Origin of the sequence: Corynebacterium sp. HMSC08C04, from assembly GCF_001807495.1 — a bacterium.
Classification (GTDB): Bacteria; Actinomycetota; Actinomycetes; order Mycobacteriales; family Mycobacteriaceae; genus Corynebacterium; species Corynebacterium simulans.
Genome location: NZ_KV789201.1, coordinates 122,083 through 147,219, shown reverse-complemented (window position 1 = coordinate 147,219; position 25,137 = coordinate 122,083). Strand labels below are relative to the sequence as shown.

General features: G+C 58.8%; 25 protein-coding genes, 1 pseudogene and 1 riboswitch. Of the genes and pseudogenes, 6 read left to right on the top strand and 20 right to left on the bottom strand.

Annotated elements, in window-relative coordinates; translation table 11 throughout:
• Nucleotides 1-90 precede the first annotated feature (90 nt).
• Nucleotides 91-1,539 (bottom strand): NADP-dependent phosphogluconate dehydrogenase, encoded by a 1,449-nt coding sequence (gene gndA / locus HMPREF3169_RS03015; RefSeq protein ID WP_070455638.1) that lies wholly within the window; start codon nucleotides 1,537-1,539, stop codon nucleotides 91-93.
• Nucleotides 1,540-1,582: 43 nt separating this feature from the next.
• On the opposite strand from gndA, the gene HMPREF3169_RS03010 reads away from it, so the two are divergent.
• Nucleotides 1,583-2,044 carry a PaaI family thioesterase gene (locus HMPREF3169_RS03010; RefSeq protein ID WP_070455637.1) on the top strand — a complete coding sequence of 154 codons (462 nt, stop codon included), beginning with the start codon at nucleotides 1,583-1,585 and terminating at the stop codon, nucleotides 2,042-2,044.
• Between the two features lie 6 nt (nucleotides 2,045-2,050).
• On the opposite strand, the gene corA is transcribed toward HMPREF3169_RS03010, so the two are convergent.
• A complete protein-coding gene (gene corA / locus HMPREF3169_RS03005; protein ID WP_062040751.1) occupies nucleotides 2,051-3,124 on the bottom strand; it encodes a magnesium/cobalt transporter CorA in 1,074 nt (357 codons plus the stop codon).
• A 108-nt stretch (nucleotides 3,125-3,232) separates the two neighbouring features.
• Here corA and HMPREF3169_RS03000 point away from each other — a divergent pair, with 108 nt between their 5' ends.
• On the top strand, nucleotides 3,233-3,832 hold the full coding sequence (locus HMPREF3169_RS03000; protein WP_061922544.1) for a class I SAM-dependent DNA methyltransferase: 600 nt from the start codon (nucleotides 3,233-3,235) through the stop codon (nucleotides 3,830-3,832).
• A gap of 27 nt (nucleotides 3,833-3,859) precedes the next feature.
• Here the strand turns inward: HMPREF3169_RS03000 and thiD are convergent, their stop codons facing one another.
• From thiD to HMPREF3169_RS02985, 3 genes are all read right to left on the bottom strand, one after another.
• Nucleotides 3,860-4,702 (bottom strand): bifunctional hydroxymethylpyrimidine kinase/phosphomethylpyrimidine kinase, encoded by an 843-nt coding sequence (gene thiD, locus HMPREF3169_RS02995; RefSeq protein WP_061922540.1) that lies wholly within the window; start codon nucleotides 4,700-4,702, stop codon nucleotides 3,860-3,862.
• Nucleotides 4,690-4,787, bottom strand: a riboswitch (TPP riboswitch). Its footprint overlaps the gene before it by 13 nt.
• 178 nt (nucleotides 4,788-4,965) lie before the next feature.
• On the bottom strand, nucleotides 4,966-5,508 hold the full coding sequence (locus tag HMPREF3169_RS02990; protein WP_061922537.1) for a CAP domain-containing protein: 543 nt from the start codon (nucleotides 5,506-5,508) through the stop codon (nucleotides 4,966-4,968).
• 181 nt (nucleotides 5,509-5,689) lie between these two features.
• Nucleotides 5,690-7,030 carry an NAD(P)/FAD-dependent oxidoreductase gene (locus HMPREF3169_RS02985; RefSeq protein WP_061922534.1) on the bottom strand — a complete coding sequence of 447 codons (1,341 nt, stop codon included), beginning with the start codon at nucleotides 7,028-7,030 and terminating at the stop codon, nucleotides 5,690-5,692.
• A 198-nt stretch (nucleotides 7,031-7,228) separates the two neighbouring features.
• Here HMPREF3169_RS02985 and HMPREF3169_RS02980 point away from each other — a divergent pair, with 198 nt between their 5' ends.
• Complete coding sequence (locus HMPREF3169_RS02980) at nucleotides 7,229-8,542, top strand: class I SAM-dependent methyltransferase (RefSeq protein WP_061922531.1); 1,314 nt, start codon at nucleotides 7,229-7,231, stop codon at nucleotides 8,540-8,542.
• On the opposite strand, the gene HMPREF3169_RS13230 is transcribed toward HMPREF3169_RS02980, so the two are convergent.
• Nucleotides 8,539-9,069, bottom strand: a complete 531-nt coding sequence (locus HMPREF3169_RS13230) for a heterodisulfide reductase-related iron-sulfur binding cluster (RefSeq protein WP_061922528.1) — start codon at nucleotides 9,067-9,069, stop codon at nucleotides 8,539-8,541. The two genes, HMPREF3169_RS02980 and HMPREF3169_RS13230, sit on opposite strands and share 4 nt — an antisense overlap.
• A gap of 54 nt (nucleotides 9,070-9,123) precedes the next feature.
• On the opposite strand from HMPREF3169_RS13230, the pseudogene HMPREF3169_RS13345 reads away from it, so the two are divergent.
• Nucleotides 9,124-9,348: pseudogene (locus HMPREF3169_RS13345) on the top strand (hypothetical protein); the annotation flags it as partial.
• A 157-nt stretch (nucleotides 9,349-9,505) separates the two neighbouring features.
• On the opposite strand, the gene HMPREF3169_RS13070 reads toward HMPREF3169_RS13345, so the two are convergent.
• The 3 genes from HMPREF3169_RS13070 to HMPREF3169_RS12615 are packed head-to-tail and all read right to left on the bottom strand — an operon-like array spanning nucleotide 9,506 to nucleotide 10,731.
• Nucleotides 9,506-9,673: a hypothetical protein gene (locus tag HMPREF3169_RS13070; RefSeq protein WP_168162310.1), complete on the bottom strand. Its 168-nt coding sequence runs from the start codon at nucleotides 9,671-9,673 to the stop codon at nucleotides 9,506-9,508.
• 11 nt (nucleotides 9,674-9,684) lie between these two features.
• Complete coding sequence (locus HMPREF3169_RS02970) at nucleotides 9,685-10,383, bottom strand: YceI family protein (RefSeq protein ID WP_070432935.1); 699 nt, start codon at nucleotides 10,381-10,383, stop codon at nucleotides 9,685-9,687.
• Nucleotides 10,384-10,389: 6 nt separating this feature from the next.
• A complete protein-coding gene (locus tag HMPREF3169_RS12615) occupies nucleotides 10,390-10,731 on the bottom strand; it encodes a hypothetical protein (RefSeq protein ID WP_235591278.1) in 342 nt (113 codons plus the stop codon).
• A gap of 127 nt (nucleotides 10,732-10,858) precedes the next feature.
• Between HMPREF3169_RS12615 and HMPREF3169_RS02965 the strand changes: the two genes are divergently transcribed.
• Nucleotides 10,859-11,239, top strand: a complete 381-nt coding sequence (locus HMPREF3169_RS02965) for an RNA polymerase-binding protein RbpA (RefSeq protein ID WP_070432934.1) — start codon at nucleotides 10,859-10,861, stop codon at nucleotides 11,237-11,239.
• 142 nt (nucleotides 11,240-11,381) lie between these two features.
• Here HMPREF3169_RS02965 and HMPREF3169_RS02960 read toward each other — a convergent pair whose 3' ends face one another.
• From HMPREF3169_RS02960 to HMPREF3169_RS02950, 3 genes are read right to left on the bottom strand one after another with little or no spacing between them, the layout of a single operon-like run.
• Nucleotides 11,382-12,272 carry a polyprenol monophosphomannose synthase gene (locus HMPREF3169_RS02960; protein ID WP_070432933.1) on the bottom strand — a complete coding sequence of 297 codons (891 nt, stop codon included), beginning with the start codon at nucleotides 12,270-12,272 and terminating at the stop codon, nucleotides 11,382-11,384.
• A gap of 4 nt (nucleotides 12,273-12,276) precedes the next feature.
• Entirely contained in the window at nucleotides 12,277-13,824 is a 1,548-nt protein-coding gene (gene lnt, locus HMPREF3169_RS02955) for an apolipoprotein N-acyltransferase (RefSeq protein ID WP_070432932.1), read from the bottom strand.
• Complete coding sequence (locus tag HMPREF3169_RS02950) at nucleotides 13,824-14,432, bottom strand: FxsA family protein (RefSeq protein WP_062040772.1); 609 nt, start codon at nucleotides 14,430-14,432, stop codon at nucleotides 13,824-13,826. The genes lnt and HMPREF3169_RS02950 overlap by 1 nt, the downstream gene beginning before the upstream one ends.
• 100 nt (nucleotides 14,433-14,532) lie before the next feature.
• Here HMPREF3169_RS02950 and HMPREF3169_RS02945 point away from each other — a divergent pair, with 100 nt between their 5' ends.
• On the top strand, nucleotides 14,533-15,414 hold the full coding sequence (locus HMPREF3169_RS02945; protein ID WP_246815586.1) for a hypothetical protein: 882 nt from the start codon (nucleotides 14,533-14,535) through the stop codon (nucleotides 15,412-15,414).
• 70 nt (nucleotides 15,415-15,484) lie between these two features.
• Here HMPREF3169_RS02945 and HMPREF3169_RS02940 read toward each other — a convergent pair whose 3' ends face one another.
• The 8 genes from HMPREF3169_RS02940 to pafA form a co-directional block, all read right to left on the bottom strand.
• Nucleotides 15,485-16,237 carry an SDR family oxidoreductase gene (locus HMPREF3169_RS02940; RefSeq protein ID WP_070455636.1) on the bottom strand — a complete coding sequence of 251 codons (753 nt, stop codon included), beginning with the start codon at nucleotides 16,235-16,237 and terminating at the stop codon, nucleotides 15,485-15,487.
• On the bottom strand, nucleotides 16,238-17,422 hold the full coding sequence (locus tag HMPREF3169_RS02935) for a M24 family metallopeptidase (protein WP_070455635.1): 1,185 nt from the start codon (nucleotides 17,420-17,422) through the stop codon (nucleotides 16,238-16,240).
• A 23-nt stretch (nucleotides 17,423-17,445) separates the two neighbouring features.
• A complete protein-coding gene (locus HMPREF3169_RS02930; RefSeq protein ID WP_070455634.1) occupies nucleotides 17,446-20,259 on the bottom strand; it encodes a DEAD/DEAH box helicase in 2,814 nt (937 codons plus the stop codon).
• Between the two features lie 21 nt (nucleotides 20,260-20,280).
• Entirely contained in the window at nucleotides 20,281-21,342 is a 1,062-nt protein-coding gene (tatC, locus tag HMPREF3169_RS02925; protein ID WP_371326257.1) for a twin-arginine translocase subunit TatC, read from the bottom strand.
• An 85-nt stretch (nucleotides 21,343-21,427) separates the two neighbouring features.
• On the bottom strand, nucleotides 21,428-21,691 hold the full coding sequence (gene tatA / locus HMPREF3169_RS02920) for a Sec-independent protein translocase subunit TatA (protein ID WP_061922495.1): 264 nt from the start codon (nucleotides 21,689-21,691) through the stop codon (nucleotides 21,428-21,430).
• Nucleotides 21,692-21,768: 77 nt separating this feature from the next.
• The gene (locus tag HMPREF3169_RS02915; protein WP_061922492.1) at nucleotides 21,769-22,725 is read right to left on the bottom strand and encodes a helix-turn-helix transcriptional regulator; all 957 of its coding nucleotides are present in this window, start codon (nucleotides 22,723-22,725) and stop codon (nucleotides 21,769-21,771) included.
• A gap of 2 nt (nucleotides 22,726-22,727) precedes the next feature.
• Nucleotides 22,728-23,726, bottom strand: a complete 999-nt coding sequence (locus tag HMPREF3169_RS02910; RefSeq protein WP_070455633.1) for a helix-turn-helix transcriptional regulator — start codon at nucleotides 23,724-23,726, stop codon at nucleotides 22,728-22,730.
• Nucleotides 23,727-23,760: 34 nt separating this feature from the next.
• Nucleotides 23,761-25,137 carry a Pup--protein ligase gene (gene pafA, locus HMPREF3169_RS02905; protein ID WP_210387448.1) on the bottom strand — a complete coding sequence of 459 codons (1,377 nt, stop codon included), beginning with the start codon at nucleotides 25,135-25,137 and terminating at the stop codon, nucleotides 23,761-23,763.

Here is a 25,137-nt window from a genome sequence, read left to right as displayed (position 1 = left end):
TCTTAGACCGCAATCCAGGCAAAGCAAAAGCGCTAGGCACCCTCCACAGAAGAGAACCTAGCGCCTTGGAAGAAGGCTGAAAAAGCCTTTTTACATCTCAGTCAGGCTGCGGTCGCCGGACCACTCGATGTGGAAGGTGCCTTCCTTGTCCACGCGCTTGAAGGTGTGCGCACCGAAGAAGTCACGCTGACCCTGAATCAGCGCAGCCGGCAGACGCTCAGCGCGTAGGCTGTCGTAGTAGGACAGGGAGGAAGCGAATACCGGCACCGGCAGGCCCATCTGGGTTGCGGCAACGACAACGCGACGCCACGGAGCGATGAGTTCGGCGAGCTCGCCCTTGAAGTATGGGTCGAGGATGAGAGCAGGCAGCTGCGGGTTGGTGTCATAAGCCTCGCGGATGCGATCCAGGAACTTCGCGCGGATGATGCAGCCGCCGCGCCAGATGGTGGCAAGATCGCGCGGGTCAACGTCCCAGCCGAACTGCTCGGAGCCAGCCTTGATCTCATCGAAGCCCTGCGAGTACGCGATGAGCTTGGAAGCATAGAGAGCGCGGCGTACGTCCTCAATGAACTCGTCTGGGTCGACTCCGCCGAAGTCGATGATGCCCGCGGGTAGGCCGCCTTCTTGAGCGGCGGCGCGCTGTGCGGTGGCGGAGGAGAGGCCACGGGCGAAGACGGCCTCTGCGATGGCGGTGACTGGTACGCCCAGCTCCAGACCGTTGATGGCGGTCCAGCGGCCGGTGCCCTTCTGGCCGGCGGCATCTAGGATGACGTCGACAAGCGGTTTGCCCGTTTCTGGTTCGTTCTGTGCGAGCACCTCAGCGGTGATCTCAATCAGGTAGGAATCGAGGTCGCCGGAGTTCCATTCCTTGAAGACCTCTGCGATTTCTGCCGGTTCCAGGCCCGCGCCGTAGCGCAGCAGCTGGTATGCCTCGCCGATGACCTGCATGTCGGCGTACTCGATGCCGTTGTGGACCATCTTGACGAAGTGGCCAGCGCCATCCGGGCCGATGTGGGTAACGCACGGGGTGCCGTCGACTTCAGCGGCGATGGACTCGAGAATTGGGCCCAGAGTCTCCCAAGATTCAGCCGGACCGCCCGGCATAATGGAAGGACCGTTGAGAGCGCCCTCTTCGCCGCCGGAGATGCCCGCGCCGACGAAGTGCTTGCCCTTGGCAGCTACTTCCTTCTCACGGCGCATTGTGTCCGTGTAGAGGGCGTTGCCGCCGTCGATGATGATGTCGCCCTCATCCATCGCTTCTGCGAGCTGGTCGATGACTGCATCGGTAGCCTTGCCCGCCTGAACCATGATGATGGCCTTGCGTGGGCGCTCGAGAGAAGCGACGAAGTCCTCGATGGTCTCGGAAGGGATAAAGTTACCTTCGGAGCCGTGCTCTTCGATGAGCTTGTGGGTCTTTTCCGGGCTGCGGTTGTAGACGGCTACGGTGTTGCCGTTGTGGGCAAAGTTGCGGGCCAGGTTGGAGCCCATAACAGCCAAGCCGACAACGCCGATGTGGGCGAGTTCAGTCTTTTCAGTCATGGGCTCTATCCTACGTCAGAGTTTGCAGCTACTCTGTCATGGCATGAGCGAAGAAAGCTTAAACATCTACGAACTGATGAACAAGCTGGCACAGACTGCGCAGGAGCGTGTTTTAACTGCAGAAGAAGTCGCGCTTTTTAATAGCCATAACAGTGGCTTGGGCGCGCTGCTCGGTATCGAATTTACCGCGGTATCCAAGGACGAGGTGCGCGCGCAGCTTGAGGTAAAGCCTCAGCACCACCAGCCGTGGGGCGTGGCCAACGGCGGGCTGTATTGCTCTATCGGTGAGTCCGTAGGCTCTATCGCGTCATTCATCAACGCCGCTGCACCGGTCGTGGGCATTAACAACAGCACGGATTTTCTCCGCCCAGTCTCAGAGGGGCTGATTGAGGCCGTGGCCACGCCGGTCCATGTCGGCCGGCGTACCCACGTGTGGTGCATTGAAATGCACCACGCCGGAAAACTTGTCGCGCGAACTAACCTGCGCACGATGATTACCGGCTAACCAGGTTTAGAGCCAGTGGTTGCGGCGGAACCACCACCACATGACCGCGACCACGAGTACCATCAGGCCTAGCGCTATGAAGTAGCCACCGGCCCAGTGCAGTTCCGGCATGACATCGAAGTTCATGCCGTAGATGCCGGCGACCAGGGTAGGAGCAGCCCACATGCCGACCACCGCGGAGATGGTGCGCATGTCGCTGTTTTGCTGCATGGTCACCTTGGCAACGGAGGCGTCGATAAGCGAGGTTAAGCGCTCGTCGAAGCCCGCAACCTGGTCCTTGACCACGAGCTCGTGGTCGTTGACGTCGCGCAGGTAGGAACGGATCTGCTTGGAGATGAGATCCTTGTGGTCATTGGTCATGGCCTTTAGCGCTACCGAAAGCGGGTCAATGGCGTGCTTCATCTCCAAGATCTCACGCTTAAACATGTAGATCCTGTCGATGTTGAACTTGGTCTGTGGGGTAAAGACCTCTTCCTCGATCTCATCGATCTCTATTGCGATGAGGCGAACGATCTCGGAGTAGCGGTCCACCAACATATCCAGAATCTTCCAGGCCATGGCTACCGGGCCGAGCTCAACCAAGTCCTGCTCGTCCTGCACGGTGTAGGCGAGATTGGGCAGCTTAGCCGAGTGGCGCACCGTAATGATGAAGTTGTTGCCCAAAATCATCTGGACCTCACCAGTGGAGATGATCTGGCGCTTATCGGCAACCTCATCGTGGTCGCGGTAGTTAACCGAGCGTGCGACGACGAAGAGCTGGTCATCATAGCGCTCCAGCTTGGGACGCTGGTGCGCCTGAACGGCGTCTTCCACAATCAGCTCGTGAATACCGAACTCGGAAGCGACCTTCGTCATCTGGGATTCATAAGGCTCATGCAGACCCACCCAAACGAATCCGCGGCCATATTCCTCGACGGTCCGGAGTGCGGAGTGAGGGGTGAACTCGCCCGGTAGTGCCTCGCCGTCGACGAAGACACGGCAGTGTTCTATCGCGCGCTCAGCTGGAACGGAGAAGGTGCGGGAGGAACTGGGAGGATCGTTTCTCTTGCGTGGCCTAAAGGGCGACGGGACAGACGGCATCGTTTCAGCCTCCTTCACTTCTATAACGTTTGCGCGCCAAAACAGGTTCGGCAGGCAGTTTTACTTAGCGGCTAAATCCTACACTGCTTAGGGCATATACTAGTTTTCATGCCTACCTGGAAAGAAGTAACCGCAGCTAACCCCGCGCACTCGGAGAATTTCGCACGCAAATGGAAGATGCTTGCTGCGCAGGGCAAAGACATCCATGGTGAAGCACGGCTTGCCGACGCCATGGTGGAACGTGGCTCTCGCATCCTCGACGCCGGCTGTGGCACGGGCCGCCTAGGCGGCGAGTTGGTGGGCCGCGGCCACACGGTGGTGGGCGTCGACGTGGACCCGATCCTGATTTCGCATGCCGAGCATGACTTTCCGGATGGCCAGTGGGTAGTCGGCGACTTGTCTGAAGACGAGATTCCCGAAGGCGATTTCGACCTAGCGGTATCTGCAGGTAACGTCATGACCTTCCTGGCAGTAGATGGCCGTGAGGCAGCCCTGCGCAATATCTACAACTCGCTGCATTCCGACGGCCGTTTTGTCGTCGGTTTTGGTGAGGGCCGCGGCTGGGCATTCGATGACTTCCTGACCTTAGCTAAGGAGGTGGGCTTCCGCGTTGATTTCCTTTTCTCCTCGTGGGATATGAAGGTCTTCAAGGAAAGCTCCACCTTCCTGGTGGCGGTTCTCACGCGCCCGGGCGCTGACCTTCTCTAAACGCGCTTGAGTAGCTGATACGAGCTGCTATGAAAGCCCTGCGAGGCGTCGCAGCATATGGCCATGGTCCACCGGGCCGTGGCCTTTTCCTACGTTTAGGGCATCCGCATTGGCAATCGCCTCGTGCAGCCAGGTGGTGGACCATTCCAGAGCCTCTGCTAGATCTTCGCCGGCGCCCAATCGTGCTGCCAGTGCCGAAGACAGTGAGCAGCCGGTGCCGTGGGTGTTCTTGGTCTCTACGCGCGGGCTCGATACCTGCACTAAGACGCCGTCCGCGCTTACAGCAGCGTTTCCTGCATCGCCGGATGGCAGGTGGCCGCCTTTGACGATGACGGCAGTGCCGGTATCAGCAGCCCAGCGCTGGGCGATGACCGTAGCCTCCTCGAAGGTCTGGGCCTGCGGAGTATCTGTGAGCACCGCGAGCTCCTTCAAGTTCGGCGTAATCACGGTGGCCTTGCTGCACAGCTGCCGCACTGCGGCCTCAGCTTGCTCGTCCAAGAGGCGATCGCCACTCGTTGCGACCATGACTGGGTCGAGAACAACCGGCGTGGAAGGTGCTAGCTGGTCTAGAAACTTTTCCACGGAGGCGGTGATATCTGCATTGCCGAGCATGCCGATCTTGACGGCGTCAACCGTGACGTCGTCAAGCACTGCGTCCAACTGGGCCTGTAGGAACTCCAGCGGCGGCGTGTGCACCGAGCGCACGCCCTGCGTATTTTGCGCCACCAGCGCCGTTACCACGGACATGCCATAAGCACCCGCAGCCATAAACGCCTTCAAGTCCGCTTGGACGCCGGCGCCGCCTGTCGGATCGGTGCCCGCAATGGTCAATACGCGCGGCAAACTACCCCGTGGATGAGAATTCTTCACAACTATCCCTTCGCTAGTGCTAACTAAGTGCAGGTTCTAAGGGTCTAATCTCAGCCGCAGGCCTGCGGCACCCCTTGTTGTAGAAGTGAGATTAACAAAGACTGGGAGTGCACGAAGGCGGTTTGCCTAGTTTATCGGCAGGTAGTGCGTTGGAGGCCCCGTCTATTATCACGCAATGTTGCGGAGTTCAGATGCATCGACAAAAGAAGAGTCCAGCTCCCACGGCGTTGTGGGAGCTGGACAATGCATCAACCTAATGCGGACTATGCCCTAGTATTCGGTACTGCAACGTCAGAGATCTTTTGAACAATGACTTTCTGGCCCTTGAATTTGCCGCTCTTCATGATAGCTACGCCATGGCCTGCGTACTTGGCATCGTCAGCGCGCATGTTGGCGCGGTGGCCGCTGGAATTGTGCCAGCTGTTCCAGACGGCTTCGGACACATCATTGGTCATGATGATCGCAATGTTTTCGCGTTCATTGAACTTGGGGTCGTGGTAGAACTGGCCGGTCTCAGCAAGATAGTTTGCCCAATCCTGAGCGCGCTGATCCATCGTGGTGGAGCGCTTTACCGCCGTCAAACCATACTGTGCGCGGTACTTGTTGAGTTCGTTGAAGACGCGGGTTTGATCCGCTGCCACGTCGAAGTTTCCGTTGCTAGGGCTCGTAACCGAGGTATCGCCTGGCTGCGGTGCATTGGAGCTGGAGCCCACTGAACCGCCGGTGAAAATGCCGACGAGAGTCAGGATGAGAGTGAGAAGGCCGGCCAGAATCTGCGGGACCATGTTGAGCAAGGAAGTAGGCATAGAGAACCGTCCTTGTAAGGAGAGAAGGGGTAGATACATTTCTTATACAACCACCCGTCACGCGTCTTCGGGTGTGGTTGCGCAGAAACGAGATCAAGGACACAAAATCCCCCGCACACCAGGTGGTTTGGTGGTTGTGCGGGGGATAGCTGCAACTGCTAGAACAGTGGCTTATTTGGGCTTACTTGTTCTTGTTGATGAAGTTGCGAGCGATGCGCTGCTGCTCGGTGATTTCGAGGTTGCCGCGGTCGCGGGAGATCATGTTCTGGATCCAGTTCACCGCGACGGTGGTGCGGTTGCGGAAGCCAAGGACGTACATGATGTGCAGTCCCATCCAGGAAACCCAAGCCGGGAAGCCGTCGAACTCGGTCTTGCCCATCTTCACAACCGCGTTGAAGCGGGAGATGACGGCCATGGAGCCCTTGTCGAAGTACTCGAATGCCTCGCGCTCGTTGGCGGTGGACTCCTCGTCGACCTTTGCCTTGATGAGCTTGGCCACGTGTGCGCCACCCTGGATCGCAACCTGCGCCACGCCAGGCAGGCGGTTCAGGGAGATCATGTCGCCGACCATGTAGACGTTGGAGTGCTGGCCCACGGTCAGATCATCGTTGACGGAGACACGGCCAGCGCGGTCTGCTTCGACGCCTGCCTGGTCAGCAACCATCTTGCCCAGTGGGGAAGCGGCCACACCAGCGGACCAAATCTTGGTTGCGCCCTCAATGGTGACGACTTCGTCGTTTTTCATGTTCTTGTAAGTGACGGCGTCCTCGGTGACGTCGGTGACCATGGCGTTCAGACGCACATCGACGCCGAGACGTTCCAGGGTGCGCTGCGCCTTGCGGCCCAAGCGCTTGCCGAATGGCGGAAGAACCTGCGGTGCGCCATCAAGCAGGTAGATCTTGGCGCTGGTGGTGCCGTAGTTGGAGTACTGGTCACGCAGAGTGCGGTTAGCCAGCTCGGCGATCTGGCCGGTCAACTCAACACCAGTTGGGCCGGCGCCGACGATGACGAAGGTCAGGAGACGCTCGCGCTCAGCTGGGTCGTCAACGAACTCGGCCTTTTCGAAGGCGGAGACGATTCGGGAACGCAGCTCCAGTGCGTCATCCAGGGTCTTCATACCCGGAGCGAACTCAGCGAAGTGATCGTTGCCGAAGTAGGACTGCCCAGCGCCAGCGGCGACGACGAGGGAATCGTAGGCGAAGGTACGCTGGAAGCCCTCAAGCTCAGCGGTAACGGTCTGGCCTTCCAGATTGATGTCGGTGACTTCGCCGTTGACGAAGTGAGCGTTGGCCTGGTTGCGCAGAAGCTGACGGGTGGAAGGAGCAATCTCGCCGGCGGAAATCATGCCGGTGGCTACCTGGTACAGCATCGGCTGGAAAAGGTGATGGTTCTTCTTATCAATCAGGGTGATCTCAACGTCAGCGTTCTTCAGCTGCTGAACTGCATTGAGGCCGCCGAAGCCGGCGCCGATGACGACTACATGGTGGCGTCCGCCTGCAGGGCGGTAAGGGGTTTCAGCCATAGTGGGGAGATACCTTCCTAAGAAAGCGAAAAATTTTGTACCGAATCAGTCTAAACCCTAGTCACCGTACATGCATACTTTATGTAGGTTAAACAGCTTCTTCTTCGGCATGGCGGCGCATCTAGGTGGGCTTTTCACACTAGGGTTAATTGGAAGCCTTTGTGCACGTAGACGTTTGCCAAGGAGATAACCGGACCAATGGGTGATTTTCCACATCTAGCCACCATCGATGCCAATCAGTGGCCGAGCGTAGCGACGCTTCCGGCGGTGAGCTTTGCACGTTTTAAAGCCCGGCGTGCGGAGGCGGAATTCGCCAAGGCCTGTGATCTCGCGGAGTTGGATCTGGACCCTGAATCTAAGGCAGAGGGCGGACCAGACCTTTCCGTGTTGCACGACGCCCTCTTCATTCGCATCGCAGCCACCGGCTGGCTTGGATTCGCGGAGTCTTATCTGGCGGGCGAGTGGACCACCGCTGACTCTGACAAGCTGGTCAAGGTTTTGCGTGGACTGCTGCGTGCGAATTATCGCCCGAAGGCGCGCGAGCTCGAGGTCGAGCATTCCACCCCGGGTGAGCTACCCGTGGAATTGGTGCGTCTTTATGCCGGTGATGGCTATACCCATTCGGGCGGCATCTTTGCCAGCGGCGTTCCGACGACGGTCCGGGAGGCTGTGCCTAGCTTTAGTCCACAGGCTGGCCGCAAGGAACCTAAGGAGCACTTCGTTGACGTCACTCACGTTAGTGAGCCGACTGCGGTGGACCGCACCGACCTAAAGGATGGCCAAAAGCGTGCTGCGCAATGGCTTCTCGACGCCACGTGCACCGGCGCCGGCACTCATCTGCTGGTTTATCCCGCAGCCGGAATGAATGTGGCTGTCGAAGCAGTCAACAGGCGGGCGACGGTGGACGTGCTGACTGCCGACGCCGAGCAAGTCGAGGACTTCAACGAAACCCTAGTGCTCGAGGGCGCGGCAGATTCGGTACAGATTCAGCAGATCGATGACACCGTGCCGCATCCGAAACAATGGCGTGGTCGCTACGACGCGATCGTCAGCGTGGAAAAGCTAGAGCTGCTTACGCCCGCAGAGCGTAAGCGCTTCGTGGGGATGCTGGATCGCTCTCTGATCCCAGAGGGTAGGGTCGCGCTCACCTCGACTTTCGCTACCGAGACGATGACCCCGGCTGCCCGTTCGGCGTTACAGGTGCTGCGCGCCTATGTCTGGCCCGGTCTGGATTACCCAACGCTCGAGGAAACGCACAAGCTCTTCGACCGCAACTCGAATCTGCGCATCGTCGCGCAGACGCACGTGGGCGGTCACTACGTGGAATCGCTACGCGAGCAGCGCAGCTACTTCGATGGTCATCTACGCGAAGCCGCGGCGGCAGGTTTCGATCCTGTGTTCCGCCGCCTGTGGACTTTCCAGTTTGCGCTGCGCCAGGCTTTGCTGGAGCTCGGCCAGGTGGATGCCGTGCAACTCACGGCCACCCACCGCCACCGTGGTGGCCGCCGTTAAGGCGTGACCACTGGGCGCGAAGCCCGTTCGAGCAGTACCGCGATTGAGTCGTAGGCCTTGCCGGAGATCATCTCTAGGCCCATCTCACAGGTGCGGTTGTCGGAGACGAAGGCATCGAAGTCTTCCGCCTCCAGGCTGGTTCGCTCCTCGCGGGTGGCAGATTCCACCAGCTCCGGGTGCAGCATGACGCGGTCACCAGCGGAGCCGCAACACATGGCGCCCTCTGGCACCTTGGCTTCGCCGCAGAGTCCGGCCAGAGCAACGAGGTCATCGCTGATACCCATGTGGTGGGTAGAACACGTCGGATGGACTGCGATCTTGCCCATAGAGTGCACGATCGGCAGGTGAGGGGCCACTTCATCGCGCAGCCATTCCACAACATCCATGATGCGCAGCTGATCCCACAGTTTTAGCTCGGCGTCGGCAAGCGCCTCTGGCACGTTGTCGAGCAAGCCATGAGTGCAGCTGGCGGCATCGACAATGATCGGCAGCGCGCCTTCGTCGGACCACTGCCATAGATCGCGCACGATCTTGGTGGCTTGGTAGGCAAAACCCTCTTTATAGCCCTTGGATGACCACGGGGTCTGGCGTCAGCATTAGCGCTTCAGTTCTTTACGCCGGAGGCTGCGTTGCCTGGCGTCGTTGCTGCGGTGTGGGCGAACATTACTGGCGCCGTGTTCGCGGCGCTGGTTCGCCGCAAGCCTTTGCCGGGAGAAAGCGGACCCGGAGGTGATGCCGAGACTGTCGGTGAGTCTGACTCTAGTGCACGGAGGGAGGCAGACGAGGTTTCTGTGCCTGCCGGTTAGATGGGAGATTGGCCAGCCCTGTCTGAAATGACATAATGTACATTATCGGACATTTATCGATATGGATAAACAGGATCGCCCGCCATTTTCGCGGTTGGCCGGCATACACTTACACCACCGTTTAAAGTAACTGTGACTTTAAGCGGTGGTGTTTCCGTTACTGGCGTTTGTATGCGTTAAACAATTGGAACCCCGTCAGACATCCCAATAAGACTGCAACGCCGAGCAACAACCACATCTGTTGGATGCCGACGAATATGCCAAAGCCAATCAGCACGACGAGCCTGAACCAGATGATCGGAATCAGATGCTTGGAGTTCATCACTATCTGATTTTCTACTTCTCGAGCGTTACGCGGATATTAACTTCGCCTTCTTCGGCGATCTTTGCGGCGATTAGTTCTGGTGTCTCAATTCCATAATCCAGTCGGTTCACTGGAATGTTGCCGCCCAGGACAATCGTCTTGTCGTCACGGACAACGTCAAAGTCTTCACTAACCTTCTTCGTCTTGTCCTTAATAGTAAGCTCGCCTGTCAGCGTCACCTTGGCCACCGAGCCGTCCTCAGGAACGTTCGACAAGTCAGCGGGCTCCGTCAGCTTGAAGCTGGCCTCCGGGTACTCGCGCGTGATGAAGAGCTTGTCCTTCATATTCTGGTCGCGGACCTTCTTATCCGTGGTCAGGCTGGTCATATCGACAACGATTGTGCCTTCTTCAACCTTTTGGTCCTTGATTACTGCCTGACCTTCAACTTCCTTGGTGGAACCCGAGGTGCGGGTTTTCTCAGCAGGTAGGATTTCGTCGATGCTGAAGCCAACTGAGGTGAAATTATGCGGCGTACCAGCAATAACGTGCCAATTGCCGTCTAGTTCAGTGCTTGCTGGCTTGGTATGTGCGGCGTCGACAGGCTTGGTCTCTACACCACGACCCATGTAGATCGAGTAAAACAGCGGGCCAAGCGCCACCAAGGTTGCAATGAGGATCAGCACCACGAAAATGGAGATGACCAGCTTGCGGTTACGTAGAAGTTTCTGCATTTGTCCTTACCTCAATTCCTCGAGCCGGCGTGCCAGAGTGACAAGCTCCGTGCACAGCTGTTGAAGCTCTTTAGCGTCCGCGCCTTCCTGTGCGGCAATCCCGATGTCCTCTGCGGAGCAACGCAGCTCAAACAGGCCGTCGCGAAGCGCGTCAGCGCGTTCGGGCGTCATGATGACAGCGTCTTTCGGAATCGAGGTTCCAGAGACGTTGTTGCGCTGCTCGTATGCTCGTTGTTTGCAAGATGGGCTGCAGAATTTACGAGGGCGTCCGCGCCCTCCTTGCGGGATCTCCTTGCCGCACCATTGGCATGTGGCTTGGGCGCGGTCGCGGGTAGCTTGACGGATCACCTGATACACCTTAGTCCATTTATCCCGGGGTGGGAACAAACCCGCGGAGCACTTCGTTATACTGTTAGTTTCTTGGGTGATGTATGTCTACCCTTCCAAGCACACTTTATGAAAAGGATGATGTTGCATGGCAGATCGCGTACTCCGTGGTAGCCGCATGGGCGCCGTCAGCTACGAGACGGACCGTGACCACGATCTCGCACCACGCCAGATGGTCAAGTACCGTACCGAAGACGGTGACATCTACGAAGTTCCTTTCGCAGATGATGCGGAAATTCCTGAGGAGTGGATGTGCAAGAACGGTAAGCTTGGCACCCTGATTGAGGGCGAAGGCGTTGAGTCCAAGCCAGCTAAGCCGCCACGCACCCACTGGGATATGCTGCGTGAGCGCCGCTCCATTGAGGAGCTGGATGAGCTTCTCAGCGAGCGCATTGAGAACCTGCGCTCCCGCCGTCGTTCTGCCGCTCGCCTGCTCAAGGAACAGCAGGAGAACCAGAACCAGGGCTAGTGCGGCCTTCTGCAGCGGATGAACGCAACTAAGTAAAAATAAGAAAGCGGCCTGTCAGCTCTCCTAGATATTAAATCTAAGTGTTAAAGGAGAAACTCACAGGCCGATTTTGCGGGCTTAGCCCGACGAAGTACTTGGTGTACTACTTGGAGTTGCCGAACTGGTGCTTGAGCAGAGCCTTGACCTCGTCTGCGAAGTCACCGGTCCAGGCAAAGCCTTCCTTGACCTTGGCACCCAAGCCCGGGATGTTGCTGTGGCGGTAGGTGTAGGATGCGATGTTTCCTACCTCACCGGCGAAATCCTTAACCTGCTCAGAGCGATGCGCGACGCCCCACTTGGTTACCTCCATCAGTGAATCCTTAACGAAGGAGCCGTCAAGCTTAGACTCGCCGTACTCGCGCTCGGTGAAGGTGATTGGCACCTCGCGTACATCCCAGCCATCCTTGACGGCTCGGAAAGCAAGATCTACCTGGAAGATGTAGCCAGCCTTAGACAAGTCTTCGAAGTCGATGGACTCGAGCAGCTCGCGGCTGAATGCGCGGTAGCCTGCAGTCATATCGGACAGGCCTGCACCCAGAGCCACTGAGATGTAGATATTGCCCAGGCGAGACAGGTACTCGCGGGAAGCCGGCCAGTTGACGGTCTCGCCGCCTGGGATGTAGCGGGAGCCGATTACCAGATCAGCGCCCTTGTCGATCTCAGAGAGCAGCAGGTGCAGTTGCTCCGGTGCGTGAGAGCCGTCAGCGTCCATCTCACAGAGAACCTGGTAGTCGCGCTCTAGACCCCACTTAAAGCCGGCGATATAGGCACCCAGCAGGCCACCTTTCCCCTCACGGTGTAAGACGTGCAGCTTTTCGTCTTCAGCTGCGAGCTTATCTGCTGCTTCACCGGTGCCGTCGGGAGAATTATCGTCAACGATGAGGATGTTGACCTCTGGCGTTGCCTTGCGGACGCGTCCGGTGATTAGCGGAAGGTTTTCGATCTCGTTATAAGTCGGGATGATAACCAAGGTGGAAGCGTGGGTGTTGCTCACGTTTTTAAAGCTCCTCTTTGTTTGCTGCCGCTAAGACGGCAGAGTTTCTGTGTGGCGCGCTTAAACAAGGTTTCTTCCGCAATGAGCGAAGAGCCCACAACGCGCTGACTGTACCAATGATAACCATCAGCCATTGCAGGAGCGAACCAAACCTTACAGCGATCGTCGTCCCCTCGCGCAGCGGAAGCGTCTCAATCAGATACTTGGGCTCAAAAATTTCGCTCTGTTGGCTCACCGTGCCATCTGGGGCGATGATGGCGGAGACGCCGGAGGTCGCCGCCACCACAACCGCGCGGTCGGTCTCCATGGCGCGCAGGCGGCTCATGGCCAACTGCTGATAGGTCATGTCGGAGTATCCGAAGGTGGCGTTATTCGTCGGCGTCGTAAGAATCTGCGCCCCATTGCGAATCGAGCTGCGGAAGGCTTGGTCGAAAGAAACCTCGTAACAGGTAGCCACCCCAACCAATACATTGTTCATGTGGACCACGCCGGGGCCATCGCCGGCCTTGAAATCACCGGCCAAATCCACCAAGTCGGTGATCTTGCGGAAGAAAGTACGCATCGGCATGGTCTCGCCGAAAGGCTGCAGATACTTTTTGTAGTGGTGCTCTCCTACTTCCCCATCCGCCTTAAAGACCTGCATGGTATTGCGTGAACCCACTGCGTCCTCGGTCAGCGTGCCCACGAGAATGGGGGCCTTGATGGCGCGCACCGCGGCGTCGATAAGCGCGCTAGCTTGGGCGTCCTCAAATGGGTTTACGTCGGAAGAATTCTCCGGCCAAACAACCATGTCCACCGGCTTGCCTGCCGCGGCGGCCTCTTTGGTTACCCGCACGTGGTTTTCCAACACCGCACGGCGCTGCGCGGCAAAGTCCAGCCCCATGCGCGGAACGTTGCCCTGGATCGCTGCAACGTTGACCTCACCTACTGTTTTGCTTGGGCGATTAACAAGACTGCCTGCAGCGAACCCAACGATAAGCGGAAGGATGACAGCAGCGGCAGCCCCCGCACGCAACTTACCGCGAGATCGAATCATCCCTACGAGGCCGGACGCCATTAGCACCGTGGCGAAGGTGATAAGCGCAGGCCCGCCTAGCGGTGCGAGGTTCGCAAGCGGCCCGTCGATCTGCCCCCAAGCCAGACGCACCCAGGAAAAACCGCCGAAGGGAACGCTCGAACGCAGCATCTCAACGGCGACGTAGAAGAACGCAAAGAAGATAAACCCCGTTTTATGTCGCGCTAATGCGGTGCCGCCCATGCCCAGCAGCAGGCTGTATAGTGCTAACCAAAACGCCAAGGCGACGTAGGGAAAATTGCCCACCAATTCGCCGATCCATGGCAGCGTGAGCAGGTAGAGCACGAATCCATGTGCAAACGCGAAACCGGCGCCGGCGCGCAAAGTAGGGGCATTACTCCCCCACGGCGTGAGCACGCCATAGAGCAACGCAATGCCTAGGATTCCCATCGGCCACCAGCTGAGTGGCTGGACGGCTAGAAAAGTAAGACCGCCCGACAGGCAGGCTAGCGTCAGGCGGATTAAAAGGTGCTTCATTACTTCGCGGAATCCCCCGCAGAACCAGATCCACCGCCTGTGAAATCATCCGGACTGAGATTCTCGCTCCACTTGCGGATCTCTTCCTCGTCAAGGACCTCTGCCGAGCCCTCCTGGAAAGGATTCCGCGCGTTAGAGCCATTGTTTGTCTTGAAGCCATCGAATCCGCCGAAGCTGCCATAAGAATCGTGGTGCTGTGCCATGGGGCTGGCTTCGAAGATGCGGGTACCCATGTGCTCAATCTTGCGCACCATCGACGCTGCGAGGATAGTGCGCGCCAGGGAACGGGTAGGCGCGAAGATCAGCAACGCACCCACAATGGTGGACACAAAGCCTGGCATCGATAAGAGCATGCCTCCTGCCAGCGTGAGTCCCACGTTGCCTGCGGTCTTTCCCGCCTGCTTGCCGTCCATGTAATAAATGCCATCTTCGCCGCGGACCACCTGACGACGCATGATGCGGCGAACTTCCCATGCGGCAATGGTCATGCCGAAGAACATGGTGATAAAAAGCGCCAGCACCGCGCCCAAGATGCCTAGCCATTTAGTCACGGCCCAAAAGGCGACGGACTCGAGCAAAACATAGGCGATAAACAGAACAAAAGGCATGGCTTCTACCCTACCTATCTGCAAACTTCGCGGGTGCGGCCAACACTCCTTGGCAGACGCGAATATTGGCGGTGGGGCGAGGAAAGTTAAGATCGCAGCCATGACTGATTTGCCCCACACTCCGCCCCAAGAATCACCGCAGGGCGCCCCTCATGGCGCGCCGCTGCTGCTTGACGACGCTACCTTCGGCACCATCGCACGCTTTGTTCCGGTCGCAGGCTCGACCACCGCTGCCGACTGGGTAGAGATTGCAGCCCTGGCTCAAGATTTGGCCGATGGGAATGTGTACTTGGTAGAAGGCGCCGCACTGGAGCTACGCGGCGTGCATGATCAGCAAGAGCTGTTGGCGCGCGTTAGCGCCCCGGGTTTGCTGGCAGGTACTAGGCCGGTGCTGGCCTCTCCTCTATCTCCCGCTGCTCGTGCCGTGGCACGCGATATCGCAGCAGTAGTAGAAAGCTTGGATGCTGCGGCAAACCTGCGCCTCGGCGTCGACGGCGGCCATGGCGACATCTTGCATGAGGGGCTGGACTTTGGCGCGATGCTGGAGGGCGAAAATAGCGCGCGCCTGATTAAAGCCGGCGCACTAGATGAAGATGTTTTTAGCATCGAGGAGCTAGTGCCAGCGCTAGTCCAGGCGCTGGAAGAAAGCGATACCCTTTCAGCTACCGCGGCACATGGCTCCGGCGAGGCCCAACACGACCGTGGGGCTTTTGAGGGCGAGCGCCCGGCGCTGCCAATCGGTTGGCTGGCTGAGCATACTCGCGAAGGCATCGTGGACCTTGGCGCGGGCCTTCACAAAGGAATCATCCCGGCAGAGTTTGCGGATCTGATTGGTCGTCTCGATGCCCCGATTACCGTCACCCCGTGGCAGGGACTTATCTTCCACGACATCGCGGAAGGCGATGCCGAAGTGGTCCTGCGAGTTCTTGCGCCACGCGGGTTCATCTTCGACATCAATTCGCCGGATCTCTACAGCTTTTAAGCGCTCCTATTGGCCACGCAGTTTGGCTTGGCTACAAGCTAAACTCGGCAGCGAATTCTCAACGCTGCGTCTAACGCGGCATATGCCGCCAGATAGGACGTGGTACAAGCCGCATGACCCATGCCAGAGCCTGCAAAGCGCGAGGAATCCAAAGCGTGCGGCTGCGGGGCATGCGGCCTTCATCTGCCGTGATGGAATCCACGACGGCATCTGCCACGACGTCGGGAGTCACTGATAACGGCGCCGGCTTCATACCAGTGGTCATGGAGCCAATCACGAAGCCCGGGCGAGCAGTGATTAGCGCGAGCGGACCACCGTGCAAGCGATCTGCCAGTCCCTGGCAAAAGGCGTCTAGACCAGCCTTGGTGGAACCATAAACATAGTTCGCGCGGCGCGCGCGCCATCCGGCAATCGAAGAAAAAGCGACGATGTGTCCGGACTTCATCTCATCAGCTAAGACCGTAAGCATGGACACCTGAGCGGCATAGTCCACCAGTGCGATATCGAATGCGTGTGCTTCGTCATGCTCCGCGCGTTCTTGCTCGCCCAAGATGCCGAACGCGACTACTGCCGTTTTGAGTTCTTCGCTCTCGCCGAGGCAGCGCTGCGCCGCGTGTACGAGGTCGCGATGCTTTTCTACCTGGGTGGCGTCGAAATCTAGCGTATGTACTTCGGTGGCACCCGCGGCGCGAAGCGTGGCGACGCGCTCGTCAAGGCCGTGCAGGCCACGGGCGGCCAGCACCAGTTCATTTCCCGGCGCAAGGCGCAGCGCAATCTCGCCGGCGATGTCGCTGCGACCGCCCAAGATCAAAACCCCTGCCATCTAGCGCAGCTCCCGCGGAGCCTTGTTCAGGGACTCGTAACCATCCGCAGTGGTGTAAACGATGTCCTCCAAGCGCATGCCCCATTTGCCCGGAATGTAGATGCCCGGCTCAATGGAAAAGGCCATGCCTTCCTCCAGCACGAGCTCGTTGCCTTCCATGATGAAAGGCTCCTCGTGAGTGGAAAGCCCAATGCCGTGACCGGTGCGATGGGTGTAGTACTCGCCATAGCCCGCCTCTTCGATGATGGAGCGGGTGGCGCGGTCTACATCCTGCGCGGTGGCACCGGGCTTGGCTGCAGCGCGTCCGGCAGCCTGGGCACGCTCTAGTACTGCATAAGCTTTCTGGAAGTCTTGCGGTGCCGCGGTAACGTCGCCGCCGACGACGTAGGTGCGGGTGGTGTCGGAGTGGTACCCGGAAGGCAAGGTTCCTCCGATGTCGACGACCACCGGCTCGCCTTCGGTGAGCACGCGGTCGCCGTAGTCATAATGCGGGTTCGCGCCATTCGGGCCAGAACCAACGATGATGAAGTCGATCTCGACATGCTCGCGCAGGATCAGCTCACGCAGATCCGCGGCGACGTCGGCCTCGGTGCGGCCAGGCTTAAGCAGCTCCGGCACGGCGTTATGCACGGCGTCGATAGCTGAGCCCGCCTTCGCCAGCTCCTTGATCTCGGCGTCATCCTTGCGGGTGAAAAGCTCAGCCAATGCGTAGGTGGCCAGTACATACTGCGGTTGCGCAGAAGAATTGGCGCGCAGCCCATCCTGCAAGCGCAGCACATGATCGGCGGTCAGGGAGGCGCCCAGCGCAATAGTGGGCGCTTTGTTCCCTTCGTCCACTGTGCCCGCAGCGCCGTCCTGCTGCTGTGCAAAGGAATCGCAGGCCAGCTCATAAGGATTTTCGCCATCTTGCCAGCCGCGCAGTTCGATGCCCAGCTCTGCGACAGGGGAAGCATTCAGCGTCTCAATATCGGTTGCAGGGGCAACGATAAAAGGCGCGGCGTCCGGGCGCAAGACCAGTGCGGTCAGGCGTTCGTGGGAAGAAACCCACGAGCCGGTGAGGTAGGCAAAGTCTGCGCCGGTACCGAGAATAAGGAGGTCAATCCCCTTTTCTGCGGCGACTTCTTGCGCATGCTTAAGACGCTGCGCGTAGACCGAAACGGGAAAAGCGATTTGTGAATCAGACATGCCCTCGAGCCTACCTTTTTGGATTAAGCTCCGATTGCCACAACGCCGCGCTGGATTGCATCCATAGCCCTGCGGGCATTGCGGCGTATATCTTCCTCGTAACCCGTCTTCGCAATCTGCTGGAGCATATCGACCACCTGGCGGCACCAGCGCACGAAATCACCTGGAGTAAGCTCCGCACCGGCCTCGTTGGCCGCTGCCATGCAGTAGCCCAGCGGTGCGCCCGCGGCCCACTGGTGGATGGCGAGCGCAAAGCCGGCCTCAGGCTCGCGAGTGCGCGGCAGGTTGTGGCGCGCTTCGTCTGCGATGAGCTCAGTGTAGATGCGGTAGGTTGCCTCCATCGCATCGGCCATCGCTTCCGTTGCAGCCTCCGGCTCACCACGGGTCTCCTTGCGGTTTTCGAAGACACACAGCGAAGCCACGCCTGCGAGCTCCGCGGGATCCAACTCGTTCCAAATACCGCGCTTGAGGCACTGCGCGACTAGTAGGTCGGATTCGCTGTGGATTTGTGCAAGGCGCTCGCCCTCGTCGGTGATAACGGGGGTACGTTTCGCGCCAAGGCCTTCGAACTCCACATAGTCCATCTCTGAAAGTAGGTCTACGATGCGGCTGAAGGTCTTGCCCAAGGTGTCGGTGGCGCGCTCGATACGAGCGTTGACCTTCTCGAGGTCACGCTCACGGCGGGCAAGCTTCTGAGCTAGGCCTGCGAGCTGCTCGCGGTCCGTGGCCGGCCACGCATGCGCTGGGTGTTGGCGAATAGCGTCGCGCAACTGGCCGACCTTTTTATTTGGTCGGTTGCGCGGCTCCAAGCGCATCTTCTTCGGGCGGTCATAGTGGTTGCGCTTGAAGGAATCCTGCACGAACTTGGTGTTGCGACGGGGATTCTTCTGCACTGGGCGCGGCAGCTTCATGCGCCCGACCACAATCGGCGGGTTGTTGATCCCGGAGGCGTCGATGCGGCCGGACCAGCCGGTTTCAGTAGTCACCCAAGGGCGCGGATCGGCAGCCTGATTTGCCGGGGTGACCACCACGGCCAAGATTGGGCGCTTTTTGCCTGCGATAGCAATGACTTCACCGACTTGCAGGCGGGCGAGCATCACCGTGACTTCTTGGTTGCGTTGTGCGGTGTTGTTCGCGTGCGCGGCTTTTTCTTCTTCGGTGAGCTTGCGGCGCAAACGGATATAGTCCATGAGCACCTCGGCCGGGTCCTCCCCGTCACGCGCCGGCGGTGCTAGAGCATCGATGGCGTCGTCAAGCTGATTGCGAAGCTCGCGTACGCGGTGCTCTGCCTTTTCTACCTCGCGGGTCTCCTCCACCACTGAGCCGTCTGCCTGGAACTGTGCAAAGGACTTTTCCAGCAGGCGCAGCGATTCCTCGAAGCCCAGCATGCCGAGCAGGTTGATGGCCATGTTGTAGCCCGGCGTAAAGGTAGAGATGAGCGGGTAGGTACGCGTGGAGGCAAGACCTGCGACGGCATGCGGATCCATCGCTGGCGCCCATTGCACCACCGCATTGCCTATGGTGTCGATGCCACGACGGCCCGCGCGGCCAGTCAGCTGCGTGTACTGGCCCGGGGTGAGATCGACGTGCGCCTCGCCGTTGAATTTGATCAGTTTTTCTAGCACCACAGTACGGGCCGGCATGTTGATGCCCAGCGCCAGGGTTTCCGTGGCGAATACCGCGCGCACGAGACCTTTAACGAAGAGCTCTTCAACGATGTGGCGGAAAGCCGGCAGCATGCCCGCGTGGTGGGCGGCAAATCCTCGCGACAGCGCTTCGCGCCAACGCTTGAAGTCAAGCACCTGGAGATCTTCTTCCGGAATGCCTTCTACGCCGGCATCGATAATCGCCTTGATCTCCTCGGACTCTTCCTGAGTGGTCAGCACCATGCGGCTGCGCAGGCATTGATAGAGTGCGCCGTCGCAGCCAGCTCGGGAAAAGATGAAGGTAATTGCCGGCAGCATGTCCATTCCCTGGAGCACCTGAAGGGTTTCCGGCCTGCCGAGCGGACGATACCGGTCTTGGGATCGGGCATTGCCAGAGCGGCCGCGCTTATCGCGGCCTCCGCCGTGTCCGCCACCCTTGTGGCGCGCGCGGCTGCGAAAACCTGCACGGTCGTTGCCAGCTGTCTTGCCATCGTCACTATCGCCGGCTTCAAGACGTCGGATGCGGCGCGCTAGTTCGGCGTTTACCTGTCCCCCAGTCTCTGGCTCGAAGAGCGGATAGACCTTGCGGCCAATCATCATCCATTGGTCGAGCGGAACTGGACGGTGCTCAGAGACGATGACGGTGGTATCTCCGCGTACGGTAGACAGCCACTCACCGAACTCCTCCGAGTTAGAAACCGTGGCTGACAGACCGATGATGGATACGCTTTCATCAAGGTTGAGGATGACTTCTTCCCAGACCGCACCACGAGAGGCATCGGCCAGGAAGTGGATCTCGTCCATGACAACGTGGCTAAGCCGCTCCAAGGCTCCGGACTCGGCGTAGATCATGTTGCGCAGAACTTCGGTGGTCATCACCAAGATTTCCGCGCCGGAATTGATGGAGACATCGCCAGTTAGAAGCCCCACAGCATCCTCGCCGTGGGCAGCTACGAGATCGTGGTATTTCTGATTGCTTAGCGCTTTAATCGGCGTGGTGTAGAAACAGCGAGTGCCGCGCGAAAGCGCCAGGGAAACTGCAAACTCACCGACGATGGTCTTACCCGCGCCAGTAGGCGCGCAGACCAGCACGCCGTGGCCATCTTCAACCGCACGGCAACCTTCCACCTGGAAGTCATCGAGTGGGTGGCTAAGTTCTGCGCGAAAGGTATCCAGGTGCATGGAAGTCATAAGCACCAAGGCTACCTGTTGCTACAACACATCGTCGAAGAAGCTCGCGTTATTGTTCGGTGCCGGCTGAGAGTTGGGAATTGCTGGCTGTGAAGCCTGCGCGGGACGGGTTTGCTGCGGTGCGGCAATCGGGGTCGGTGCCGAAACTGCGGAGGCGCCGCCAATGCCACTGGCCTGGGTATTAAGCGGTGAGGCTGTCTCGTCGTCCAAGTCCAACCACTCGGGGCGTTCGCGCTTGCGGCGCCTATCGTTGATGCGGCAGAACTGGAATGCAAGCTCTACGAGCAAGCACAGCGAGCCAGCGAGCACCAGCATCGAGAACGGATCCTGGCCAGGCGTCATAAACGCGGCAAAAATCATAATCAACACGATGATGATGCGGCGCTTGTCCTTAACGTGCTCGTAGCGCAGGATGCCCAACAGGTTCAAGGCAACAATGAGCAACGGGATTTCGAAGCTGACACCGAAGATAATGAGCAAACCGAGCAAGAAACGATAATAGTCCCCACCAGTCAACGCTGCGGTCTGGAATTCCTCACCAATGCCCATGAGGAACTCAAGGCCGACCGACAGAATGAAATAAGCAAGCACTGCACCGGCAACGAAAAGAATCACCGCAACCGCGACGAAGCTAAAAGTAAAGCGGCGCTCATTCTTATGCAGACCAGGGACAATGAAGGCCCAGATTTGGTAGAGCCACACCGGCGAAGACAGCACGGCACCCGCTAGGGCGCCCACCTTAACTCGCAGCATCAGCATCTCGAACGGGGTGGTTGCCAAAAGGCGGCACTCCCCGTCCGCGGTAAAGGACACGCGCTTTTCTTCCGGAAGCGAACAATAAGGTCCGCGCAGAATCTCACCGAGCGGTGGCATGTTAAACGGTGCCTGTTGATACCAAATGAAACCGATGATGGTTCCAACCACCAGCGCAAGCAAGGAGATGACGATGCGGCGGCGCAACTCTTGCAGGTGCTGGACGAGCGTCATCTCCCCCAACGGGTTCTTTTTTGCCTTGCGTTGCGCGCGCAAACGCGCAAGCGCGCTCGCGGGCTTCGCGGCATTCGCAGGAGAATTCTTCGGCATTGTTTAAAAGGATGCTTTCACATTAAAAGGCGAACACCGAACCTCAGCTGAGGCTGGAGTTCGCCGTGGTTGCTAGGCCTAGTGATTAGTTAGCGTTGCCGCCGTTTGGCTGGGTCTGGCCTGGCTGCGAAGAGGTGCCGTTCCAGAACTCGTCGTCGGACTGCTTAGCGGCAGAGATCTGGTTTGGTTCCTGCTTTGGCTGGTTTTCCTGGTGCATCTCGTTTACCTCAGACTTGAAGATGCGCATGGAGCGGCCCATCGAACGAGCCAGCTCCGGCAGCTTAGTAGCGCCGAACAGGAGTAAAACGACAAGCAGAATAGCTAGAATTTCCCAAGGTCCCAGGCTCATGGGTTCCTCTTTCTCTTCAGATTATTGGTGTGGGGCGGCAGTTTTAAAAAGCAACCGCCTTCTGAACTTACGAACGGCTATTTAGTATAACCGTCCAGTGCCGCTAGACGGCGATCTGTAATCGCCTTCACGAGGGAATCCGGGCTGGTGACCCGCACTCTATCAGCTTGGCTTAACGCGAAACGAATAAACCACTCCTCCGAACCGATCGGCATCGTTGCAGCTACGTAGCCATTTTTTAACGTCTCGCCCAAGTCGATGTCGTGCTGTTCTGCTAACCATGTGAATTCTGGGTGAATCTCTAATGTCGCCTTCTTGGCGTGTCGCATGGCAAAGGGCTGCTCGGGATCGAAGTCAAGCTCCCGCAGGTGGGGGTAGGCCTTTTCAGCAAGCGTCTCGACCTCCTGAATGCGGTCCAAGCGAAAGGTGCGATGCGCTTTTAGCGATTCCTCCCACGCAACGAGGTATGGCTCGGATTCATAGATAAAGATGCGCGCAGGATCCACGGTGCGTTCTTTTTCCTGGTTGCTGGAGGCGGACCAGTATTTGAAGCGCACGCGGTGCCGCTTATCGACGGCGCTTGCTAGCGTGGCCTGGACTTGAGACTCATGTGGATCGGTATCCGCGAGAGAGTCATAGATAGCTGCTGTCTTTTCATCCATGATCTCCCGCAGCTTTGCGGCTGCTGACTTAACGGCCTCGGTATCGATGAGCCCAGGCATGGCCTCGAGGCTTTCGAGGGTGAGCAAAAGCGCACCGGCTTCCGTCGGAGTAAGCCGCAGCGCCTGCGTTAAGCCTTGGTCATTGTAGATTTGGATGCCGTCGCGATAATCGAAGGAAAGGTCGATCAGGTCTTCGGTATGACGGCCTACGCCTGAGCAAAAGAGGCGATCCACCGCATCTTTAAGCTCCGCCGGCGTCATACCAAGGTCGGTGGCGGCTTCCATCGGGGTTTGGCCCGGGTGATTGCGAAAGTACGGGATCAGGTTTAAAGAGCGTACTAGCGCTTGCAACTTCTGCGAACCATCAGCCATGGCTACTCCCCTCCTTCCAGTGCGGCTTCATCTGTGACGCCGAGTGGCGCACGCAGCAGCTTAACTATTGCCTCGCGTACCTCTGCAGGTTCCTTGACCTCCACCTCGGGCGCATAACTTGCTGCTATTCGCACGAGCCAATCCTTATCCACGCCGCGCATCTCCACGATTCCATCATCGCGTCGTACCCCTGCTGCTTCTAGCTCCCGGGCACCGCCTTCAGGGATCGCCACCAGCGCATCGACGCGCTGACCGCGCTTAAGCGTGTCTATCACCAGCTCTTGCAGTGGCTTGGGGGCAACAAGGTGGGGTGCCTCCTGCCGGGAACGTTTCACATTATCGATGCGAGTGGCGCGAAATACGCGAGGGGCTTGTCTGTCGACGTCCCAGCCCACGAGGTAAACGCGGCTGTCATGGTTGACCAATCCCCACGGATCCATAGTGCGCCGGACTGCCGGCGCGGAAGGCCGCGCGTAGTAGTCGAAGCTGATACGCAGCCCCTTACGCACGGCCGTCAGCACTGCGGTGGTTAACTCAGGGCTAATGCGGGTGATGTCGTTAACCGCAACGTAGACCGGCGCGCCGCTGAGATCCCTTGAGGCGCCCGAGGCGGCAATCTTGGTCCAAGCAGACAGCGTGAAATCGCTGAGTCCGCCCGGCTTGCCGATGCCGCCGGCTACGCCCAACACCATCGCTTCCTCTGGGGTGAAGTGGACCGGAGGAAGTTGGTACTCCTCCTGGTTAAGACGATAGGTCGAGCCAAATTCACCACTGGTATGGACCACTGGCACGCCTGCGCGCTGGAGCGTGACGACGTCGCGCGCAAGCTGTTTTAGAAAGGCCTCGTCTCCGCGATCTTGGTAGCCTTCCACGTTCTTGCGGATCCAGGCCGCGCTGCGATCGGGACTGCCGCCGCCGTGGGCTGCGCCCTGCAGCGCAAAAGAAAGATTGGTCAACCTTTCAACGGCGGGGTCGCGTTTGCCTGGTTGAGGCTTCGCCATAGGCCCGTGTGCTCCTTAAAGGCAATAGGTGAATTTATGCGTTGTGCTCCATGTAGTCTAACAACGCTTGCAGCCTGGCATCCTCGAAGACAAACGGGTCTGAGAACTCCTCGGTGTGCGGTTCAGGTCGGTTTACCTTCAGACGCGTCCAGTCCACGGTGACGTTGGCGCCCAAGCGGCGCGCCGTCTGCAGGAATTCTCCGCGCAGGCGCGCACGCGTAGTCTGCGGCGGAGTATCGACGCAGGCCGCGATTGCTGCGTCGGTGGTCCAACGCTCAACCATCTTGCGCGCTTCCAGCACGTTAAACAGGCCGCGGCCAGGGCGAGTATCGTGATAGGTCAAGTCAATCTGCGCCAGCTTGGGGTGGGCCCAATCGCCACCAAGGCGCTCACGATAGCGATCCAGAAGGCTGCGCTTGATTACCCAATCGATCTCGCGGTCGACGCCGCTGAAATCTTGGGTGTCAATGGCATGCAGCGTGCGCTGCCAGAGGTCTACTACCTTGCGCATCTCGGCATTCGGAGTGCCCTCATCCGGGCGTTCCTCCAGCCAACGTTGGGCGGCTTCGCAAAGGGCGTACTGCACTTCCAATGCCGTGATGGTCGAGCCGTCCTTCAACCCTAATTCGGTACGGCCAGTGGTATCGCGGGCGATGTCACGGATGCGATAAATCGGATCAACGACATCGAAACGCGGTACGTCGAAGCCTGCCTCTAGCATTTCCAGCATCAACAACGTTGAACCGATCTTCAACGCCAGCGTGGTCTCCGACATGTTGGAATCGCCGACGATGACGTGCATGCGGCGGAAGCGTTTAGAGTCACCATGCGGCTCGTCACGGGTGTTGATGATAGGCCGCGAACGAGTCGTGGCCGAGGACACGCCCTCCCAGACCTGATCCGCGCGTTGGGAAAGCAAAAAGCGAGCAGGCTCGTCTGCCTTAGCCGGTTGAATCTTGCCGGCGCCGCAGATGAGTTGGCGGGTGATCATGAAAGGCAGCAAGGCCAGGCCTAAGTCTTTGAGCACCGCGTGACGGCTAATGAGGTAGTTCTCGTGGCAGCCATAAGAGTTGCCTGCTGAGTCGACGTTATTTTTAAACAAGTAGACGGAAGCTGGGCGATTTTCGGCAGCCATCGTCTCTTCAGCTTTGCGGGCTAGCTCGTCTACGATGCGGTCACCCGCGCGCTCATAGTTGATGAGCTGGGTGAGGCTATCGCACTCGGCGGTGGCGATCTCCGGATGCGAGCCCACATCAAGGTAGAGCCTTGAGGCATTTGGGCTAAAGATATTCGAGGAAGAATATTGCTCCACGACGGGCCGGAACAGGATGCGCGCCACCTCATCCGGAGTCAGCGCGCGCTGATCGCCATCAGCCCGTGAGGTCACGCCATATTCGGTCTCGATGCCCAT

What these genes read in the sequence shown, in the direction of transcription:
- gndA (WP_070455638.1), bottom strand. Translation starts at nt 1,539, where the DNA reads ATGACTGAAAAGACTGAACTCGCCCACATCGGCGTTGTCGGCTTGGCT.
- HMPREF3169_RS03010 (WP_070455637.1), top strand. Translation starts at nt 1,583, where the DNA reads ATGAGCGAAGAAAGCTTAAACATCTACGAACTGATGAACAAGCTGGCA.
- corA (WP_062040751.1), bottom strand. Translation starts at nt 3,124, where the DNA reads ATGCCGTCTGTCCCGTCGCCCTTTAGGCCACGCAAGAGAAACGATCCT.
- HMPREF3169_RS03000 (WP_061922544.1), top strand. Translation starts at nt 3,233, where the DNA reads ATGCCTACCTGGAAAGAAGTAACCGCAGCTAACCCCGCGCACTCGGAG.
- HMPREF3169_RS02990 (WP_061922537.1), bottom strand. Translation starts at nt 5,508, where the DNA reads ATGCCTACTTCCTTGCTCAACATGGTCCCGCAGATTCTGGCCGGCCTT.
- HMPREF3169_RS02985 (WP_061922534.1), bottom strand. Translation starts at nt 7,030, where the DNA reads ATGGCTGAAACCCCTTACCGCCCTGCAGGCGGACGCCACCATGTAGTC.
- HMPREF3169_RS02980 (WP_061922531.1), top strand. Translation starts at nt 7,229, where the DNA reads ATGGGTGATTTTCCACATCTAGCCACCATCGATGCCAATCAGTGGCCG.
- HMPREF3169_RS02970 (WP_070432935.1), bottom strand. Translation starts at nt 10,383, where the DNA reads ATGCAGAAACTTCTACGTAACCGCAAGCTGGTCATCTCCATTTTCGTG.
- HMPREF3169_RS02965 (WP_070432934.1), top strand. Translation starts at nt 10,859, where the DNA reads ATGGCAGATCGCGTACTCCGTGGTAGCCGCATGGGCGCCGTCAGCTAC.
- lnt (WP_070432932.1), bottom strand. Translation starts at nt 13,824, where the DNA reads ATGAAGCACCTTTTAATCCGCCTGACGCTAGCCTGCCTGTCGGGCGGT.
- HMPREF3169_RS02950 (WP_062040772.1), bottom strand. Translation starts at nt 14,432, where the DNA reads ATGCCTTTTGTTCTGTTTATCGCCTATGTTTTGCTCGAGTCCGTCGCC.
- HMPREF3169_RS02945 (WP_246815586.1), top strand. Translation starts at nt 14,533, where the DNA reads ATGACTGATTTGCCCCACACTCCGCCCCAAGAATCACCGCAGGGCGCC.
- HMPREF3169_RS02940 (WP_070455636.1), bottom strand. Translation starts at nt 16,237, where the DNA reads ATGGCAGGGGTTTTGATCTTGGGCGGTCGCAGCGACATCGCCGGCGAG.
- HMPREF3169_RS02935 (WP_070455635.1), bottom strand. Translation starts at nt 17,422, where the DNA reads ATGTCTGATTCACAAATCGCTTTTCCCGTTTCGGTCTACGCGCAGCGT.
- HMPREF3169_RS02930 (WP_070455634.1), bottom strand. Translation starts at nt 20,259, where the DNA reads ATGACTTCCATGCACCTGGATACCTTTCGCGCAGAACTTAGCCACCCA.
- tatC (WP_371326257.1), bottom strand. Translation starts at nt 21,342, where the DNA reads ATGCCGAAGAATTCTCCTGCGAATGCCGCGAAGCCCGCGAGCGCGCTT.
- tatA (WP_061922495.1), bottom strand. Translation starts at nt 21,691, where the DNA reads ATGAGCCTGGGACCTTGGGAAATTCTAGCTATTCTGCTTGTCGTTTTA.
- HMPREF3169_RS02915 (WP_061922492.1), bottom strand. Translation starts at nt 22,725, where the DNA reads ATGGCTGATGGTTCGCAGAAGTTGCAAGCGCTAGTACGCTCTTTAAAC.
- HMPREF3169_RS02910 (WP_070455633.1), bottom strand. Translation starts at nt 23,726, where the DNA reads ATGGCGAAGCCTCAACCAGGCAAACGCGACCCCGCCGTTGAAAGGTTG.
- pafA (WP_210387448.1), bottom strand. Translation starts at nt 25,137, where the DNA reads ATGGGCATCGAGACCGAATATGGCGTGACCTCACGGGCTGATGGCGAT.